Here is a 16,169-nt window from a genome sequence, read left to right as displayed (position 1 = left end):
AATATCTGCAAGTCGCCCCGGCGTTTCTTGAGGAAAGGCGTTTCATTGGGGTCTGGCAGCATTTTTGGCTGCGCGGTCGGTGGTGACCAAAAATATTGGCGAAAATATCTTGGCCGGCGGCACGCCCGCAAAGCCGATCAAAGAAAATGTGACCTGGGATTTCAACCTGGTTTGACAGGGCCTAGCAACGGCGCGAGTCGAGATGGAGACCACTCTGAAAAATCGAAGTAGGCTTCGATGTTCCCAGCCAGAGTCCTAACGGCCTTCGCGACATAATTCGGCTCAGTCAGGCATGCATCGAGCGGATGGCTATATCTGTTGGATAGGAATGCCAGCATCAGCGCGCTTGTTGGATAGGGAAATGGGCTGATTTCGTCGAGCTTGGATATCGATCCATTGGTGAAGGCCGAAAACTGGCTTTGCCCTAGTGTTATGACTTTCTTGCCGTGGAATATCCCCTGCACAGACAGTGACGACGAAATAGATATCACGGCGTCAACATGGGGGAGAAATAGCTCGCTCTTACCCGACGACAGATCGCGGGGTGGGAATCTGATACCCGCAAAATCACTCTCGATCGCCCTACACAATGGCTCTGGAAGGCTCTGGTCCGGGTGGAATATTGGAACGAGTACCCAATCAGTCGGCATTTCGGACGTGCACTGCATGATCATTTGGTCAATCTCGCTTCTTCTCCACGCGGCTTCATAGGTTGGCCAATCGGGGGGCTGTAGAGCGAGAAGGGCGATCTGCTTTGTCGATTGAATGGGGGACAGCCACTCTTTGATTTCGGGGGTCAATGGATGGCAATGCAGGGGGGTTACAATCTTCTCGTGCCAAACATTACCGATTCCAGCGAGTTGTTCGTCCGATAGCGAAAGGCTTCTTATCCGGTCCTTATATAGGTTCGGAATACTATTCACCTGATGCCCAAACGGGTCCATGAAAAGGCTGAGTGATGAATTCACTCGCGGCAAGGGACTGAGTTCCCAAAAAAGTACGCGGCCAGTGAAAAGCGCTTCGAGATATCGGTTTTGCGTAAAGCTTATGATGATATCGGGTTCAAAGCTAGCGTCGATCTCTTTCAGGCGATTGCAGAGAGAATCGTTATAACCAGGTCGAAAACCGAATAGGTCCTGTGCATATTCGTGACGATCAAACTGATAAGGTTCCAAGATGTCGCGCGAACTGACGTTGAAGAGATAAACGGCGCGTGTTTCGAGCCGGCTCGAAAATACAGAACACAATACCTGGCTTGATGCGAATCCAAACGATACGCCTGGGTTTGTGGCCACAATCCGAGCAACCCAATCTAGCCAAGGTGTGACTAAAAGAGGGTCTAACCGAAATGCCACCGGCTCGATGTAAAATAATATGCGCAGCGAAAACCTCCATTTCGGGCGTGAAAGACCCGGCTGCTCAAAGTGAGCGGCCTATACCGCTCGTAGCAGAACTCGCGCGCCGGTCGTCACAATATCGATCTCGCTCATATCCTTGTACTTAGGCAAAAACTGTTCGCGCTCAGTGTCGGACGGCATGTTAGTTTCAAGTATGCATTCCGCGACTTCAAAGCCAGATGATGCAATCATCTCAAAAAACTCGGTATGACGAATACGGTTGATGTAGCCCGGCGAGACGTCAGAATCATCGATCAAATACTGCCACGGGCTTTCCCCCGTTCCTGCGTACATTCGATGATCCTTGTAATCGATTGCTGAGTAAATCCACCCCCCGGGACGGATATTCTCTCGGAAAGAGACAAGACAATCTCCGAGGTCGTCAACGTGCTCAAACACCGAATTGGCTACAAGAATATCGAACTCCCGCTCTTCTTGTGGCAATGCCTGATACCTGCTTTGCCTTAGCCAGACCGCATCTGGAATGCCGCGCGCAATATCGTTAACTTTGAGCTTCCCGAGATCGAATTTCGCTGCTCGGTTACGGATGGTTTGCGCATCGACGTCCAAGCTCGAAAAGTCAAATTTCAGTTCATCAAGCAGTACAGCAAGGATGGTGCCGAGGACCGCAACAGATACAGCGCCTTGGTCCCGGAGGGGATCTAGGTCGACGGATAGAACGCGCGATGCGCCCGCTAGGTAGTGGTAAATTGCAGCACCGAAGGGTCGCGGTTCTCCGCATCCGAAGTCTACAACCTTCTTGCCTTCAATACGGATATCCTGGCGTCTGGCTAATTCAACAAATTGGTTAAACTGGATTAGCGGCACATCTGGCCCACGATACGAGTTTGGCTTTAGAATTTTGGAAATTATGGTTTTTAAGAGTTGTTTTATTTCGGCGGAATCAACGTCATAGGCCGGGATATCCGTAGCCTGTTCAGATTCGAGTAGTCCTTCGATCTTAAAATTCACAGAATTTATCTCCCGTTATAGCGCTGTATTTTGAAATTTTGAGGCTTTTCTCGTCTGTATTTCGCAGTGATGCTTTGTTTGCGGAAGACTTTTTACGAGGAATTTCGGCCAGCGCAATGGTGCCGCGAACACTTAAGTAAATCCGAAAAAAAGGAAAAAACTTATGACCGATTTACCTTGGATCTCCGAGGCGAAGAAACACGTCGGTTTGCAGGAAGTGCGGGACAAGAAAGCGCTCATGGCGTACTTCGCAACCGCCGGGCTGCACTACGATCCATCCGTCACCGCCTGGTGCGGAATTGGGATGGCGACCTTCTTCCACAATTCCCTGCCGAAGCAGCCATTGCCGGAAAATCCGGCATGGGCTCTCAACTGGCTGAAGTTCGGGGTGAAGTGCACGCCGCAGGTCGGTTCGATCCTTGTTTTCTCCCGAAATGGTGGCGGCCACGTCGCGATCTGCCTTGGGCAGTACAATGGCGGATATGTCTGCCTTGGCTGCAATCAGGACAATGAAATCTGCATCGAAGTGCATACCAAGACCGGCTTTCAGGGTGCGCGCTGGCCGGACACATTCTCAGCGCCTCCGACCGGCCCGCTGATGACGTTGGCAGCGGGCGATTACAAAACCCTCACCAACGAAGCCTAATCCCCTCCACAACCAAAGGACATACCCATGCGTATTGTAAGCCTGGTGGCTATCGCCGCCGTGACGATCTCGCTTGCCTCGTGCGGCGCGCTTCAAAAGCTCAATGACTTCACCATCAACCAGACCACGGTCGATACCGCGATGTCTGGCTATGACACGGTGTTCCTGGCGCCGGCCAAGAATTATCGTGCTCTCTATGACACCAACGCCTGCACCGGCTCGGACACGGTTACGAACGCCAATGGCCTCTGCGCTCAGAAGGCGATCGTCCAGAAGCTCCAGGACGCCGACAAGGTCGTCGAGACCGCGCTTGGCGAGGTTCAGAACCAGCTCAACGCGTGCACGGCCGCCGGCCAGACTTCGTGCACCGGCATTTCCACCGCCTATTCCACCCTCAAGACCGCAATCAGCGCTGCCGAACAGATCGCAGCTAACAACGGAGTAAAATAATGGCTACCGCCGACGTAATTCTCGCTGACATCAAAATCGCCGTATCCGCCTTGTCGCTTCTCGAAGCCCTCGGTCAGGATATCGGCCCGGCGATCGCCTCCCTATATCAGCTCGTCTTCCTGCAAAAGCCGCTGACCGACACCCAGCGCGCCGCCCTGCAATCGAGCCACCAGGCGCTGTCGGCGGCTCTTCAAGCCCCTTTAGCGTAAAGCGGAGCGATCCAATGGCTGACGTAAAAACTCAGATCAAGGATCAGATGGCAACGGTGGTTTCGGCTACCGTTGCAGATCCAAACGTCCAAGCTGATCTCTCCGCGGTCCCGGCAATCATCAATGCCCTTGGCCCGGTCATAGACGCCGTGCTGCATTCCACCAACCAGGAGCCGTGGTATAAATCCCGCGTCGTCTGGGGGTCGAGCGTCGCGGTTGTCGGCGTCATCCTTGCGCGGTTCCATGTGGATTTTCCGCCGGCCCTGCAGGGGGAAGTTACCAACGATATTGTCACGGCCATACCGTTGATCGGCAGCATTTATGCCCTCTACGGACGGTTCAGGGCAAAGGCGCCTATCGGGACAACTCCGCCGGCGCAGAAATAGCTCACATCCTTAATTTCATAGGCTTCATTTTAAGTGCCGCCACTCTGGCCGACTTTATCTGGCCGGAGTGGCATTCATTTTGAGCGATATTCGCCCCTAGGGCAAAAGGCATTTGCGATGGCATCATTAAACGACGTAATGCTCACCCTCGGGAAGTTGCTCGAAGGACAAGAACGATCTCGTGAGACGATTGAGTTGCTTCGAGATGATTTTCAGGACGAAAAGAAGAATGCCCACGAAAGCCGAGCTGTTATTCATAGGAGGCTAGATGAGCATAGCAACAAACTTGCACATCTTGAAACAACGGTTGCGATCAGCGGCGAGGTAGACGCCCAGCTCCGCGATCAGATTGCCGCCCTCAAGGAAGTTGTCGAGAAGAATCACCAGGAAGTATCCCCGGCCATTGAGGAGTGGAAGCGGATGAAGACGCTAGGCGTCGGAATCAGCGGCCTCATCGCTTTTTCAGGGCTTACGATCGGGACTGTTATCGCGTGGTTTGGTGACAATGCAGTCACTGCCATCCGCCATTGGCTGAAACTCAATTAGCCAGTGCCGAAACCGCTCTGCCATCAATCAATCCTGTGGTGCGCCATCAGCCGGTCGTAATAGTCTTCGACCATCCAGGCAGCTTTCCTCGCGGTCTTTTCATATCCTTGGTGCGGCAGCAATCTCTGCCTGACCTCCGGCCCTTGACCACTCCACTGCCACAGGCCTTTTACCGGTCCACCCGGCTCTAGCCTGATCCGGCCTATTCTGATCTTCCCATCCCATCCGCAGAAATCCGTCTTGTGGCTGTCTGCGTCTTCTGGATTCGGCCAGGTCACCCGCCATTTGTATCGCAGCGCCGCGGCCGCCGGCGCGTCAGCTTTTTCGGTCACCTTCAGCTCCGTTTTTTGTTCTCAAAATGTTCTTGGTAGGCGAGGGAGTCAAGATCGCGAGTTCAGACTCGACTCTTTAAGCTTTGTCTGCTGGACTATTTCCATGACAAAGGTTCCTCGGAAGTCATCTCGCCCGCTCCTTAATAAAGATGCGCCGCTAAAGGGTGGTGTGCGACGGCGCCCCGATAAATCACAGCCACAGCTTGCCCTTGACCCGATGCCGGCACGGATCGAGCCCTGCCTCGCCAAGCTCGTCCCAAAGCCACCTGTGGGGCCGCAATGGGCCTTTGAGGTGAAGTGGGACGGCTACCGCCTCGCTGTGCATGTCGAGCCGTCAGGTGTGCGCGTCATTACACGGGGTGGTCACGATTGGACGCATCGGTTCCCGACCATTGCAAGGGCTGCCAAGGTGCTCGGCACGACAATGATCCTGGACGGCGAAGCGGTCGTGCTCGATGACCAGGGCAGACCGGATTTCGGAGCGCTTCAAAATTCGCTCGGAGGCCGGGGCGGCAAGCGGCCGGCAGGCGAAGCGATCTTCTACGCCTTCGACCTGCTTTATTACGATGGGCATGATCTGACGGGCATGGAACTCACTGCCCGGCGCCATATGCTGGAGAATGTGATCGGCGACAGCCTCGCTACCATTCGCCTGTCGGAGGAGGTAGATGCCGAGGGCGATGTTTTCTTCGCCGCTGCCTGCGAGCACGGTCTTGAAGGGATCATTGCAAAGCGTACGGACCAACCCTATCGCTCCGGCCGCCTTGGTGATTGGGTAAAGATCAAATGCATCCAGAGCGACGCTTTCTTTATTGTGGGCTATGAGCCGTCGACGGCGGCGCTGGGTGGCATAGGCCGGCTATTGCTGGCCGCGCGCAAGGGAAATGATCTCGTTTATGTCGGCGGGGTAGGGACCGGGTTTAAGATGCGCGAGACGATGAAGCTGCGCAAGGATCTCGACAATCTAAAGACACCAAACGCTCCAGTCCCGATCAAGCGCAAGGGCGCCATATGGGTGCAGCCGACATTAATTGCAGAGATAGAGTATCGCGCCTGGACGGATGACGGAAAGCTGCGGCACGCTTCTTATAAGGGACTCCGAGATGCGCAGGACAACGCCGATGTCTATGAATTGGAACCGCGTTCCTAGCGAGACTTCCGCATTGCCTCGAGATCGAATCTCAAACCACACTTGTCCGAATACTGGTCGTCTATCTGCTTGCAACCTTCGGCGCGGGCTATGTCGTTGAGCAGATCCGGCATAGCCTTGTCCTTTACGCGCTCAAGCATGGTATCCGCATCGTATTGTTTGCTCATCCCGCATTTTTCGCAGCGGACGATGATTTTGCCGCCTCGATAATCTGACAGATAGGGCGATGAATATTTGTTGTTCTGGCGGATCATTGTCCTAGCGCTTGATCAATATCCGCTTGGCGACGATCACTCAATTGCTGCAGGAGCATGCCATATTCAACGGCAAGCTTGACCGCGCGGTCGGTGTCCTGCTCGCCGACCGCCTTTGATATCATGGCGTGGATCTGATCAAGTTCGCTCAGTGCGGCCTTAGAAAATTGGCTGTATGGCATATTGTCTGTGGTCATAGTACACCCCCTCTCATTGTGATCTGAAGCGGCCCGCGAGATCTGCCGAGCCATTTCCAAGATATTTTACGTTGATCATTGGTACATAAGCCATGCCCAAATCCCTTTCCCTGCCAAGTACGCCAACCCACATATAAGGCCGATAAGTCCTATTGTGCCGTAGTATTCAAAGCGGCGCATCGGGCGTTCCTGATTTTGGCTTCCTTGCCGGTCTGAGACCGCACGAGACGATTGCAGCGAGCGCAGCGGAATCCATCCCTATCCAGTTTTGTTTTCCAGGTGAATTTGTGCCCCGCCATCTGGCAAATGAGGCGTTTGATTTTAGACATTCCACTCTCCTCTAGTCCTAGGTGAACGACTCGCGAACTCTGTGTGCCAAATTTGTGCCGTTTGTGCCAACGCGTACCTGAATCGTTCCGTTTTTACCCGCATGAACCTGCAATATATCTAAAGACAGGTTTTTTGGATTTGCGCCAAAAAACCCTTGCAATCCTAAGCGCATCACCATAGTTAGGCCGCACCGGAGAGGTGGCCGAGTGGTCGAAGGCGCTCCCCTGCTAAGGGAGTATACGTCAAAAGCGTATCGTGGGTTCGAATCCCATCTTCTCCGCCATCCTGCTTCAAGCCACCGTGCATCCCAGGACGACTATTTTTCCTTCGCCGTTGATATCACCATGATTTCTCTACCCTGGGCGTTGTCGATTCTCCTTTTGTCATCCCGCTGCAATCTTTCCGGCGGATGGTGGGCGATTACTGTTCTCCATCGAATCGGCTGCCGTAGAATCGCCGGCTAACGATGGCGTCCCGAGGCGCTCAGAGTGGATTTGCTTGCTCCGCACTGTTGATGGTTGTGTCGGCAAATGTCGGAAATGGCGAACATGACGTGACGGAACCCATGAATTTGCCCAGGATCGGCCATGGCGACGGCTGGCCTCATCTCCACGTTATCATGTAAAACCGGCTTGTAAGTGCTGGTATCGTAACGGCTTTCTTAACAAGATATAAACAAATGCGGCGTCCGTATCGCGGACTTGTGTCCTTTCGGCAACAGGGATTGCGGAAGGCTCATGCAAATCACCCTTTCCGATAAGATGTAGATTGCGTGACAGTTCGCGTCTTGTATTTTCAATCTCGGAAGCGAGGGCGATTGATCGTCCACTTCTTGAAACACGAGGATGGGGCAGGGAATACCTTCGGGTAGTTCTCATTCTCGATTGAAACTTTGACTGGAGGTCAATAATGAACATCAAGAGCCTTCTTCTCGGCTCCGCTGCTGCCCTTGCAGCAGTTTCCGGTGCTCACGCGGCTGACGCTGTTGTTGCCGCTGAGCCGGAGCCGCTCGAATACGTTCGCATCTGCGACGCATACGGTGCAGGCTACTTCTTCATTCCGGGTACCGAAACCTGCCTTAAGATCGGCGGCAAGGTGCGTACGGAAGGCCAGTGGGGCGACGCTTATGGCAATCATGGCGGGGCTGGTAACTGGGACTTCGGCACGCTGTGGCACACCCGTGCTGAGTTGAAGCTCGAAACCGCGACCGACACCGAATACGGTCCGCTGAAGACGAACACCATCCTTCGTTGGGATTGGCAGGAAGGCGGCTCCACGAGCACGAACCTTCTGTGGGCGTACATCAGCCTCGGCGGCTTTAGCGTCGGTAAGCAGGACTCCTGGTACAACCAGTTCGTTGGTTACGCCGGCGACGTCATCAACGACGACGTGGTCTATGACGGTCCGTACGAACTCAACCAGATCACCTACAACTACGACGCCGGCAACGGCTTCACGGCGGTGATCTCGGTGGAAGATTCCAATTCTGCTACCGACGTTTCCACCTATGGCGGTGCTTGGGATCAGTCCAAGGGTGACCACTATGCTCCGAACGTCGTTGCCGGTGCTGGCTACAAGGCTGGCGCTTGGTCCATCAAGGTCGTCGGTGGTTATGACTCCATCGTCGAAGAGGGCGCCATCAAGGCTCGTCTCGACGCTGACTTCGGCGTTTTCTCGGCCTTCTTGATGGGCGGCTGGAACACGGACGGCGACAAGCTGAACCAGTATGCCGGCTCGAACCTGGACGTGTCGGCTTGCACGTCATCGGACGGCACCATTCATGGCGCCGATTGCGGTTGGGGTGACTGGGCACTTTGGGGTGGCGTTGGCGTTCCGATCAACGACAAGCTGAAGTGGAACCTGCAGCTTGCTTACACCGACTCGAAGATCTTCGCCGCTACGACGAACGTCAAGTGGAGCCCGGTTAAGAACCTCCTCATCGAGCCGGAAATCTCCTACACCAACTGGGATTCGATCGGCCAGGACGAGTGGGCTGGTATCCTCCGCTTCGAGCGCAACTTCTAATCTGATTTGACCTTAGTCAAAATCTGATTGTCACGTTAGTGACGAAAAGCCCGGCTTTAGAGCCGGGCTTTTTGTATTCAGGGCAATCGATCTCGTCTGCTTCGAGTACTGAAAAAATGATGTCCTCTTATTTTGAATTAGAATTTTCTAATTAAGTATAACTTGAGTATTTTCGAAAGTAATGCCAAGTATAGTTCAATATTGAACATGCCAACCATGTGACAAATTTACGACGTGATTTTTGTGCAACGCGATATTCGAAACAAGCGTCACATATGATTATAGTTTGTCTCTGATATTGCTCTGAAAAATTCGATCTGTAGGTTCGCAAATCGGAAGCAAGGCTTATCGTCTTGGTTCTCCCAGATCAGGGGTCAACTTTGAACACATGGTGGGGTAGGGCACGTCGTTTTTCGGCGCGAAAACTCATACCTAATTGATATTAGAACTGGAGTTATTATGAACATCAAGAGCCTTCTTCTCGGCTCCGCTGCTGCGCTGGCAGCAGTTTCCGGTGCTCATGCAGCTGACGCCATCGTCGCAGCTGAGCCGGAGCCGCTCGAATACGTTCGCATCTGCGACGCATACGGCGCTGGCTACTTCTTCATCCCGGGCACCGATACCTGCCTCAAGGTTGGCGGCATGGTCCGTACGGAAGGCGGCTGGTACAACGCCTACAATCCGGGCCCGACCGGTAACCGCGGCACCTACTGGCATACCCGCGCTCAGCTCAGCATCGATACGGCTTCCGACACGGAATACGGTCCGCTGAAGACCGACACCGTTTACCGTTTCGACTGGAACGACGGCGGCGCCACCACCACCAAGCTGCTCTGGGCTAACATCAGCCTCGGCGGTTTCCTGGTCGGTAAGCAGGACTCGCAGTACAACCTGTACATGGGTTACGCCGGCAACGTCATCAACGACGACGTGATCTATGACGGCCCGTACGAACTCAACCAGTTGACCTATAGCTACGACGCCGGCAACGGCTTCACGGCTATCGTCTCGCTCGAAGACAGCAACTCTGGTTCTGATTCGACGACCTTCGGCGGCGCATGGGTTCAGTCCAAGGCTGACCACTATGCTCCGAACGTTGTTGCCGGTGCTGGCTACAAGGCTGGCGCATGGGCCTTCAAGGTTGTCGGCGGTTATGACTCCATCGTTGAAGAAGGCGCTATCAAGGCTCGCGTCGATGCCGACTTCGGCGTCTTCAAGGCCTTCTTGATGGGCGGCTGGAACACCGACGGCAAGAAGCTGAACCAGTACGCTGGTACCAACCTGAACGCATCTGCTTGCCCGGCTGACCGTGGCGATCTCTGCGGCTGGGGCGACTGGGCAGTTTGGGGTGGCTTCACCGTTCCGATCAACGACAAGCTGCAGGCGAACGCTCAGGTTGCCTACACCGACTCGAAGATCTTGGAAGTTACCGCCAACGTTCGTTACAACCCGGTCAAGAACCTGCTCGTCGAGCCGGAAGTTACCTACACCAACTTCGATTCTGTCAACCAGGATCAGTGGGCTGGTATCCTCCGCTTCCAGCGCAACTTCTAATTCGGTTCGCAGAACCGAATTTGACGTCGTTCATACTCTGATCTGACCTCCGATCAGAAGAGGATTGGCCCGGTTTTCCCAACCGGGCCTTTTCTTTTTTGCACTGCGGCTATTGGCGATGCGTGGAATTCAAACCGTCGCAAGGAAATCCTGGATTGCAGTCGGAACATCCCCAAGATGCAGAATCGGAGCGTGTCCTTGCCCGCCGGCAATCTTTGTCGTCATGCCGGGATGGCGCCTTGCCATCTCTTTAAGCGTAGCCGTCGTCAGGAGTTTCGAGTTCTCTCCGCGAATCACCATCAGCGGGATGTTCTGAAACGCCTCGAACTGTGGCCAGAGATCCGGGAGCGGCGCTTCAAGATCAAGCGACTTCATCTGCGCGGCAATAGCGGGATCGAAATCCGCTACGACTTTCCCATCGGCGACAGTATAGATCGCCCGCGCCATGTCGCGCCAGTCGTCTCCCGTAAGTGTCGTGAAAGCGCGGCCGTGATTCTCCTGGAGAATTTCGATGGCGTCATTCCAATCGGCTGGTTTCCTGTCGCGGTTCAGATAGTCGCGGATATCGCCAAGCCCTTCCTTTTCGAGAACGGGGCCGACGTCGTTGAGAATGACTGCCTTCAGAATATCGGGTTGGCTGGCGGCAAGCACGTGCAGGATGAGCCCGCCGCGCGACGTACCGATGAAAATGGCCTTTGGGATATTCAGAGCCGCGCATGTTGCGAGCACGTCCTGGGCCTCGACCACGAGGTTATAGTGGCTCTTGTCGTCGTCCCACGCCGACAAGCCACGTCCGCGGGCATCGAGCGCAATCACCCTGCGCGGCACGATCGAATCACGCGACAAAAGCAATGCTAACTGATGAAAATCCCGCGAGTTGCGCGTCAGACCCGGCAGACAGACGATCGGCGGCAAGCTCGAGGTCGCCAAATCGGCGCGGCCGTAATCGCGTGCATAGAGCCTTAACCCGTCCGGTGCCGAGATTGTTCTGACAATAAAGCCGCTTTCATCGTCACTGCTCATGGATAACCCCTCGTGAATAGCATTGTACGAGGGATGTAACGCTATTTTAGCGGCTTGAACAATCGCACTTTCCGACGCAGAGGTCAGCCGCGTCCGTAGATCAGATCGTGCTCGATATCGGTCTTCTGGCCGAGCCGGGCCTTGTAGACCTGATAATTTTCCATGACGCGCTGGACATAATTGCGCGTTTCGGGGAAGGGGATGCGCTCGATCCAGTCGACGACATCGTCGATTGATTTGCCGCGCGGGTCGCCGTAGCGGCTGATCCACTCCGGAACCTTGTTCGGGCCGGCATTGTAGGCAATGAAGGTCAGAATGTAGGAGCCGCCGAAGGCGTCGATCTGCTCGCCGAGATAGTGGGCACCCAATGTGGCGTTGTAGCCGGCGTCCTGTGTCAGCTTGTCCGCAGAATAAGCCATGCCATGACGGCCGGCGACTGCCTTGGCCGTTTTCGGCAGAAGCTGCAGCAGGCCGCGCGCATTGGCGGAGGAAACCGCTGCCGGGTTGAAGGCGCTTTCCTGCCGGGCGATGGCATAGGCGAGCGCTTTGCCCGAGCCGGAGATATTGGCATTGTCCGGAATGACGCCGATCGGGAAGGCGAGTGCTGCAACATCGACACCACGGCCATAGGCGATCTTGCCGACCTGAAGGGAAAGCTGATGATTTCCGGAGCGTTCGGCCCGCGCCGCCAGCATGGCGATCTCGCCGGGGCTCTGCAATTGTTTCGCCAATGCGCGATAGAGGGCGTCAGCCCTCCAGCCATGACCTGCTGCCTCGAGGCGTGCGATGGCTTGCACGGCTTCGCGGGACTGGAAGCGCTGCCGGTCTTCGGTTGTCGGCGAGGGGTAGGCGACGTTCAGCGTCCGCCGGCCAAGTTTCTCGGCGGCGAGCTGGCCATAGAACGTACTCGGATATGAGGCGGCCTTGACGTAGAAATCTGCCGCCTTACCGGGACCGCCAGCTTCAGCGGAGCGGCCGAGCCAGTACCAGGCCCGCGATAGCGAGATCGGACCGTTCGATACCTGCAGAATCTTACGGAAATGGGCCTCGGCCGTCGCACCGTCCTGCAGCCCGCGCAGCGCATACCAGCCGGCATGGAATTCCGCCTCTCCGACATCCTGCGGGTTCTCCGCGACGTTGGCATCGACGACGCGATAGGCGGCCTTGAACTCACCCTGATCCACCAGGCCGCGGCTGACGATGCGCTGCTCGTCCCACCATTGGCTGGTATTGACGAGCGCGCTGCGGTCGCGCGGCATTTGCGTCAGCAGATTGGCGGCATCATCATATTTATCCTGGCGGCGCAGGTTCTCGATCCGCATGAAAAGATAGGCGGGGTCCTTGCGCCATTGCGGATCCATACTGGCAAGCAAAGCTCCAGCATTGGCCGAGCGATTGTTGATAGCTGCCCAAGCCTTGTAGAGCGATTGCGCCCTTCCGAGGTCGCCGAAACGCTTGGCCTGCGCGGTGCGGCCGCGATAGAGCAGATAGTCCATGCGCGCCTTGTGATCAGCCGGCGACAGCAGACTGGAGAATTCGGCAAGGATCTTGTCTTCGAAAGTCTTATCGAGTCCTTCATTGCGCCAGATCTTGCGGATGAGCTTGGCAGCTTGCGCCGACGCACCGCGCGAAACCAGCGCGCGAGACAGGACGACCGCGCCTTCCGGGGTTTCCGGCTGCGTATTGCCGAAGGCAGCGAGCACCTGATCGGCCGGCGGATTTTCAGTGTAAAGCGCGCGTTCGGAATTGCCGCGCAGGCTGGCAAGACCCGGCCAACCGGCGAGCTCGCGTGCAGCCGCGGCAATTTCGCCGGAGGGAACGCCGGGTTGGCCCGAGGTGGCGATCGCCCAGGTCAAGATGTGACGGTCGAGCGTACCCTGGCCCATGCTGTTGCGGATGGCGAGCGCTTGCATCGGATTCTTGCTGGAGAGTGCATCGAGGCCGGCCTTCAGGTCGCCGCTTACGGGCGCGATGGCAGAGCCGCGCGGAATCGATCCAGTGTTCAACGGATCCGGCATAGTCATCGCCACATCGGTTGTCTCTGGGACCGATGTCTGTTCGCCGGGAAGCTGTGAGGCAAAAGTACTCCACGCGACCGCCACGCCCATAGCGGTCAAGATCATGACAGGTCTTTTCATCCGGCTACTCACAACAAAAAATAGGCCCCCTCCATTTGCCGAAACTTATATTAACGAAACCTTAGCGTTGGCCCGAATTTCAATCAATTATGATATCGGAAACTGCCCTGTACCATCGAAAGCGTGCTTGTCGCCGTCAAGTGGGCGCTCTATGGTGCGCGGATTCATAACCATGGATTGCGGCTGAAGCATGAAAGCGGCGCCGCGAGGAGACTTGCATGTTCCAGGGGTCCATTCCCGCACTCGTTACGCCCTTCACTGACGCCGGCAAGGTGGATGAAGCTTCCTTCGCTTCCCACGTTGATTGGCAGATCAAAGAGGGCAGCAGTGGACTCGTTCCCGTCGGCACGACGGGTGAATCGCCGACCCTGTCGCATGATGAGCACAAGCGGGTTGTCGAGCTCTGCATCGAAGTGGCGGGCAAGCGCGTTCCGGTCATGGCCGGCGCCGGCTCCAATAATACGCGCGAGGCGATCGAGCTTGCGCAGCATGCCGAGATGGTCGGCGCCAACGCGGTTCTGGTCGTTACGCCTTACTACAACAAGCCGACGCAGAAGGGGCTTTACGCACATTTTTCGGCCATCGCCGAAGCAGTGAAGCTGCCGATTTATATCTACAATATTCCCGGCCGCTCAGTCGTCGATATGACGCCGGAGACCATGGGCGCGCTTGCCAAGGCGCATGCCAATATCGTTGGCGTCAAGGACGCGACCGGCAAGATCGAGCGCGTTTCCGAACAGCGCATCACCTGCGGCCGCGACTTCCGCCAGCTCTCCGGCGAGGACGCGACGGCGCTTGGCTTCAATGCTCATGGCGGCGTCGGCTGCATCTCAGTGACGGCCAATGTCGCACCGCGTCTCTGTGCCGAATTTCAGGCGGCGACGCTTGCCGGTGACTATGCCAAGGCGCTGGACTATCAGGACCGCCTGATGCCGCTGCATAAGGCGATTTTCCTGGAACCAGGCCTCTGTGGAGCGAAGTACGGCCTTTCTCGTCTCGGCCGCATGAGTCGCAATGTGCGTTCGCCACTGCTCTCGACACTGGAGCCGGGCACGGAAGCGGCAATCGATGCCGCCATGCGCCACGCCGGTCTCTTGAACTGACGGTACGCAAACGCGCTCGCTAATCTTCTGTCGAGACCGCTCTCTTCACAAGGAGGGCGGTCTCGCTTATTTAAGGTTTGAAACCTTGCGCGCCGGTGGCCGCTGCCGGAATTGACGCACGAAAAAAGAAGAAGAACCATGGCACCCAAAGGCAGCCAACGCGTGGTGAAGAAGATCGTCGCGGAAAACCGCAAGGCGCGCTTCAACTACGAGATCATTGATACCTACGAGGCAGGGATCGTGCTGATGGGCACGGAGGTCAAGTCGCTGCGAGAGGGCAAGGCCAACATCGCCGAATCCTATGCTTCGGACGAGGGTGGCGAGATCTGGCTGATCAATTCTTATCTGCCGGAATATCTTCAGGCGAACCGCTTCAATCACGAGCCGCGCCGCCGTCGCAAGCTGTTGCTCTCAGGTCGCGAGATCGGCCGGTTGCGCTCTGCCGTCAATCGCGAAGGCATGACGCTGATCCCGCTGAAGATCTATTTCAACGACAACGGCCGCGCCAAGCTCGAACTGGCGCTCGCCAAGGGCAAGAAGATCCACGACAAGCGCGAGGCCGAGAAGGAACGCGACTGGAACCGGCAGAAGAGCCGGTTGCTCAAGGACAATGGGTGAATAGGCAAATGCGGAGCTTTATCTCGTACGCATAGGCGAGATAAAGCTCCGCATTTCCTTGACTATTCTTCTACATCCGCAGCGGCAGGTGTCGGTTCAACGGGGCGCTGTGGGCGCTCGGAGGGATCACGACCGATTTCGGCCTTTAGCGATACGAGGTCGATGAAGTGATCGGCCTGACGTCGCAGGTCGTCAGCGATCATCGGCGGTTGGGTCGCCATGGTGGAGATGACGGACACCTTGCGTCCGCGGCGCTGCAGCGCTTCCACCAGGGTGGTGAAGTCGCCGTCGCCGGAGAAGATCACCAGATGATCGACAGTTTCCGACTGCTCCATGGCATCGATCGCCAGCTCGATATCCATGTTGCCCTTGATCTTGCGGCGGCCCATGGAGTCGGTGAATTCCTTCGCCGGCTTGGTGATGACCTTGTAGCCATTATAGTCTAGCCAATCGATCAGCGGGCGGATCGAAGAATATTCCTGATCCTCGATAAGTGCCGTGTAATAGTAGGCACGCAGCAAATATCCGCGCTTCTGGAAAGCCTTTAGCAGCTTACGATAATCGATATCAAAACCGAGGCTTTTTGATGCGGCGTAAAGATTGGCGCCGTCGATAAAAAGTGCAATTTTTTCGCGTGGATCGAACATCGCTTACATATCCATTGTTACCATAACGCAATTACTTTTACTCAAAATGCAGTCAAAACAATGTCTTGTATGACCCCCAAGAATAATTCTTATTACTTTATGAATTATTCATATAACCGAGATTTAGGGCACGATTCGCGATATTCCAAGCAATCTTAAGTTGAATACGTAAGTTGTCTAATGAATTTTAGC

18 protein-coding genes and 1 tRNA gene are annotated in these 16,169 nt (G+C 55.7%); 11 read left to right on the top strand and 8 right to left on the bottom strand.

What is annotated here, in order from left to right; all coding sequences use genetic code 11:
• Positions 1-161: 161 nt before the first annotated feature.
• Together FHT86_RS10420 and FHT86_RS10415 are read right to left on the bottom strand one after the other, a co-directional pair.
• Positions 162-1,295: a hypothetical protein gene (locus FHT86_RS10420; RefSeq protein WP_183868592.1), complete on the bottom strand. Its 1,134-nt coding sequence runs from the start codon at positions 1,293-1,295 to the stop codon at positions 162-164.
• A gap of 138 nt (positions 1,296-1,433) precedes the next feature.
• A complete protein-coding gene (locus FHT86_RS10415; protein ID WP_183868590.1) occupies positions 1,434-2,369 on the bottom strand; it encodes a class I SAM-dependent methyltransferase in 936 nt (311 codons plus the stop codon).
• Between the two features lie 163 nt (positions 2,370-2,532).
• On the opposite strand from FHT86_RS10415, the gene FHT86_RS10410 reads away from it, so the two are divergent.
• The 5 genes from FHT86_RS10410 to FHT86_RS10390 all read left to right on the top strand — a co-directional run bounded on the left by FHT86_RS10410 (position 2,533) and on the right by FHT86_RS10390 (position 4,606).
• Positions 2,533-3,015, top strand: coding sequence for a CHAP domain-containing protein (locus FHT86_RS10410; protein WP_183868587.1), 483 nt, complete (start codon positions 2,533-2,535; stop codon positions 3,013-3,015).
• 27 nt (positions 3,016-3,042) lie between these two features.
• Positions 3,043-3,465, top strand: a complete 423-nt coding sequence (locus FHT86_RS10405) for a hypothetical protein (protein ID WP_183868585.1) — start codon at positions 3,043-3,045, stop codon at positions 3,463-3,465.
• On the top strand, positions 3,465-3,674 hold the full coding sequence (locus FHT86_RS10400) for a hypothetical protein (RefSeq protein ID WP_183868584.1): 210 nt from the start codon (positions 3,465-3,467) through the stop codon (positions 3,672-3,674). Before FHT86_RS10405 ends, FHT86_RS10400 begins: the two co-directional genes overlap by 1 nt.
• Positions 3,675-3,688: 14 nt before the next feature.
• Positions 3,689-4,060: a hypothetical protein gene (locus FHT86_RS10395; RefSeq protein WP_183868582.1), complete on the top strand. Its 372-nt coding sequence runs from the start codon at positions 3,689-3,691 to the stop codon at positions 4,058-4,060.
• Positions 4,061-4,177: 117 nt separating this feature from the next.
• The gene (locus tag FHT86_RS10390) at positions 4,178-4,606 is read left to right on the top strand and encodes a DUF1515 family protein (RefSeq protein WP_183868580.1); all 429 of its coding nucleotides are present in this window, start codon (positions 4,178-4,180) and stop codon (positions 4,604-4,606) included.
• Between the two features lie 23 nt (positions 4,607-4,629).
• Here the strand turns inward: FHT86_RS10390 and FHT86_RS10385 are convergent, their stop codons facing one another.
• Positions 4,630-4,938, bottom strand: a complete 309-nt coding sequence (locus tag FHT86_RS10385) for a hypothetical protein (RefSeq protein ID WP_183868578.1) — start codon at positions 4,936-4,938, stop codon at positions 4,630-4,632.
• 103 nt (positions 4,939-5,041) lie between these two features.
• Between FHT86_RS10385 and ligD the strand changes: the two genes are divergently transcribed.
• Positions 5,042-6,088, top strand: a complete 1,047-nt coding sequence (gene ligD / locus FHT86_RS10380) for a non-homologous end-joining DNA ligase (protein ID WP_183868576.1) — start codon at positions 5,042-5,044, stop codon at positions 6,086-6,088.
• On the opposite strand, the gene FHT86_RS10375 is transcribed toward ligD, so the two are convergent.
• Both FHT86_RS10375 and FHT86_RS10370 read right to left on the bottom strand, forming a co-directional pair.
• On the bottom strand, positions 6,085-6,342 hold the full coding sequence (locus FHT86_RS10375; RefSeq protein ID WP_183868574.1) for a hypothetical protein: 258 nt from the start codon (positions 6,340-6,342) through the stop codon (positions 6,085-6,087). The two genes, ligD and FHT86_RS10375, sit on opposite strands and share 4 nt — an antisense overlap.
• The gene (locus FHT86_RS10370; protein WP_183868572.1) at positions 6,339-6,539 is read right to left on the bottom strand and encodes a hypothetical protein; all 201 of its coding nucleotides are present in this window, start codon (positions 6,537-6,539) and stop codon (positions 6,339-6,341) included. Before FHT86_RS10370 ends, FHT86_RS10375 begins: the two co-directional genes overlap by 4 nt.
• Positions 6,540-7,061: 522 nt before the next feature.
• Between FHT86_RS10370 and FHT86_RS10365 the strand changes: the two genes are divergently transcribed.
• The 3 genes from FHT86_RS10365 to FHT86_RS10355 all read left to right on the top strand — a co-directional run bounded on the left by FHT86_RS10365 (position 7,062) and on the right by FHT86_RS10355 (position 10,448).
• Positions 7,062-7,152, top strand: a tRNA-Ser gene (locus FHT86_RS10365).
• Between the two features lie 626 nt (positions 7,153-7,778).
• Positions 7,779-8,894 (top strand): porin, encoded by a 1,116-nt coding sequence (locus tag FHT86_RS10360; RefSeq protein ID WP_133706715.1) that lies wholly within the window; start codon positions 7,779-7,781, stop codon positions 8,892-8,894.
• Positions 8,895-9,353: 459 nt separating this feature from the next.
• Positions 9,354-10,448: a porin gene (locus tag FHT86_RS10355; RefSeq protein ID WP_133706714.1), complete on the top strand. Its 1,095-nt coding sequence runs from the start codon at positions 9,354-9,356 to the stop codon at positions 10,446-10,448.
• Between the two features lie 129 nt (positions 10,449-10,577).
• On the opposite strand, the gene FHT86_RS10350 is transcribed toward FHT86_RS10355, so the two are convergent.
• Both FHT86_RS10350 and FHT86_RS10345 read right to left on the bottom strand, forming a co-directional pair.
• On the bottom strand, positions 10,578-11,471 hold the full coding sequence (locus tag FHT86_RS10350; RefSeq protein WP_133706713.1) for an alpha/beta fold hydrolase: 894 nt from the start codon (positions 11,469-11,471) through the stop codon (positions 10,578-10,580).
• 83 nt (positions 11,472-11,554) lie between these two features.
• Positions 11,555-13,609 carry a lytic transglycosylase domain-containing protein gene (locus FHT86_RS10345; RefSeq protein ID WP_133706712.1) on the bottom strand — a complete coding sequence of 685 codons (2,055 nt, stop codon included), beginning with the start codon at positions 13,607-13,609 and terminating at the stop codon, positions 11,555-11,557.
• Positions 13,610-13,827: 218 nt separating this feature from the next.
• On the opposite strand from FHT86_RS10345, the gene dapA reads away from it, so the two are divergent.
• Positions 13,828-14,712 carry a 4-hydroxy-tetrahydrodipicolinate synthase gene (gene dapA / locus FHT86_RS10340; RefSeq protein ID WP_133706711.1) on the top strand — a complete coding sequence of 295 codons (885 nt, stop codon included), beginning with the start codon at positions 13,828-13,830 and terminating at the stop codon, positions 14,710-14,712.
• A gap of 138 nt (positions 14,713-14,850) precedes the next feature.
• Positions 14,851-15,330, top strand: a complete 480-nt coding sequence (smpB, locus tag FHT86_RS10335) for an SsrA-binding protein SmpB (protein WP_133706710.1) — start codon at positions 14,851-14,853, stop codon at positions 15,328-15,330.
• A gap of 62 nt (positions 15,331-15,392) precedes the next feature.
• Here the strand turns inward: smpB and FHT86_RS10330 are convergent, their stop codons facing one another.
• The gene (locus FHT86_RS10330; RefSeq protein WP_133706709.1) at positions 15,393-15,977 is read right to left on the bottom strand and encodes an NYN domain-containing protein; all 585 of its coding nucleotides are present in this window, start codon (positions 15,975-15,977) and stop codon (positions 15,393-15,395) included.
• Between the last annotated feature and the right edge of the window lie 192 nt (positions 15,978-16,169).

This window comes from Rhizobium sp. BK313, assembly GCF_014193655.1.
GTDB lineage: Bacteria > Pseudomonadota > Alphaproteobacteria > Rhizobiales > Rhizobiaceae > Rhizobium.
Note: the sequence above shows the minus strand (reverse complement) of the source record. Positions and strands in the feature narration are given on the sequence as shown.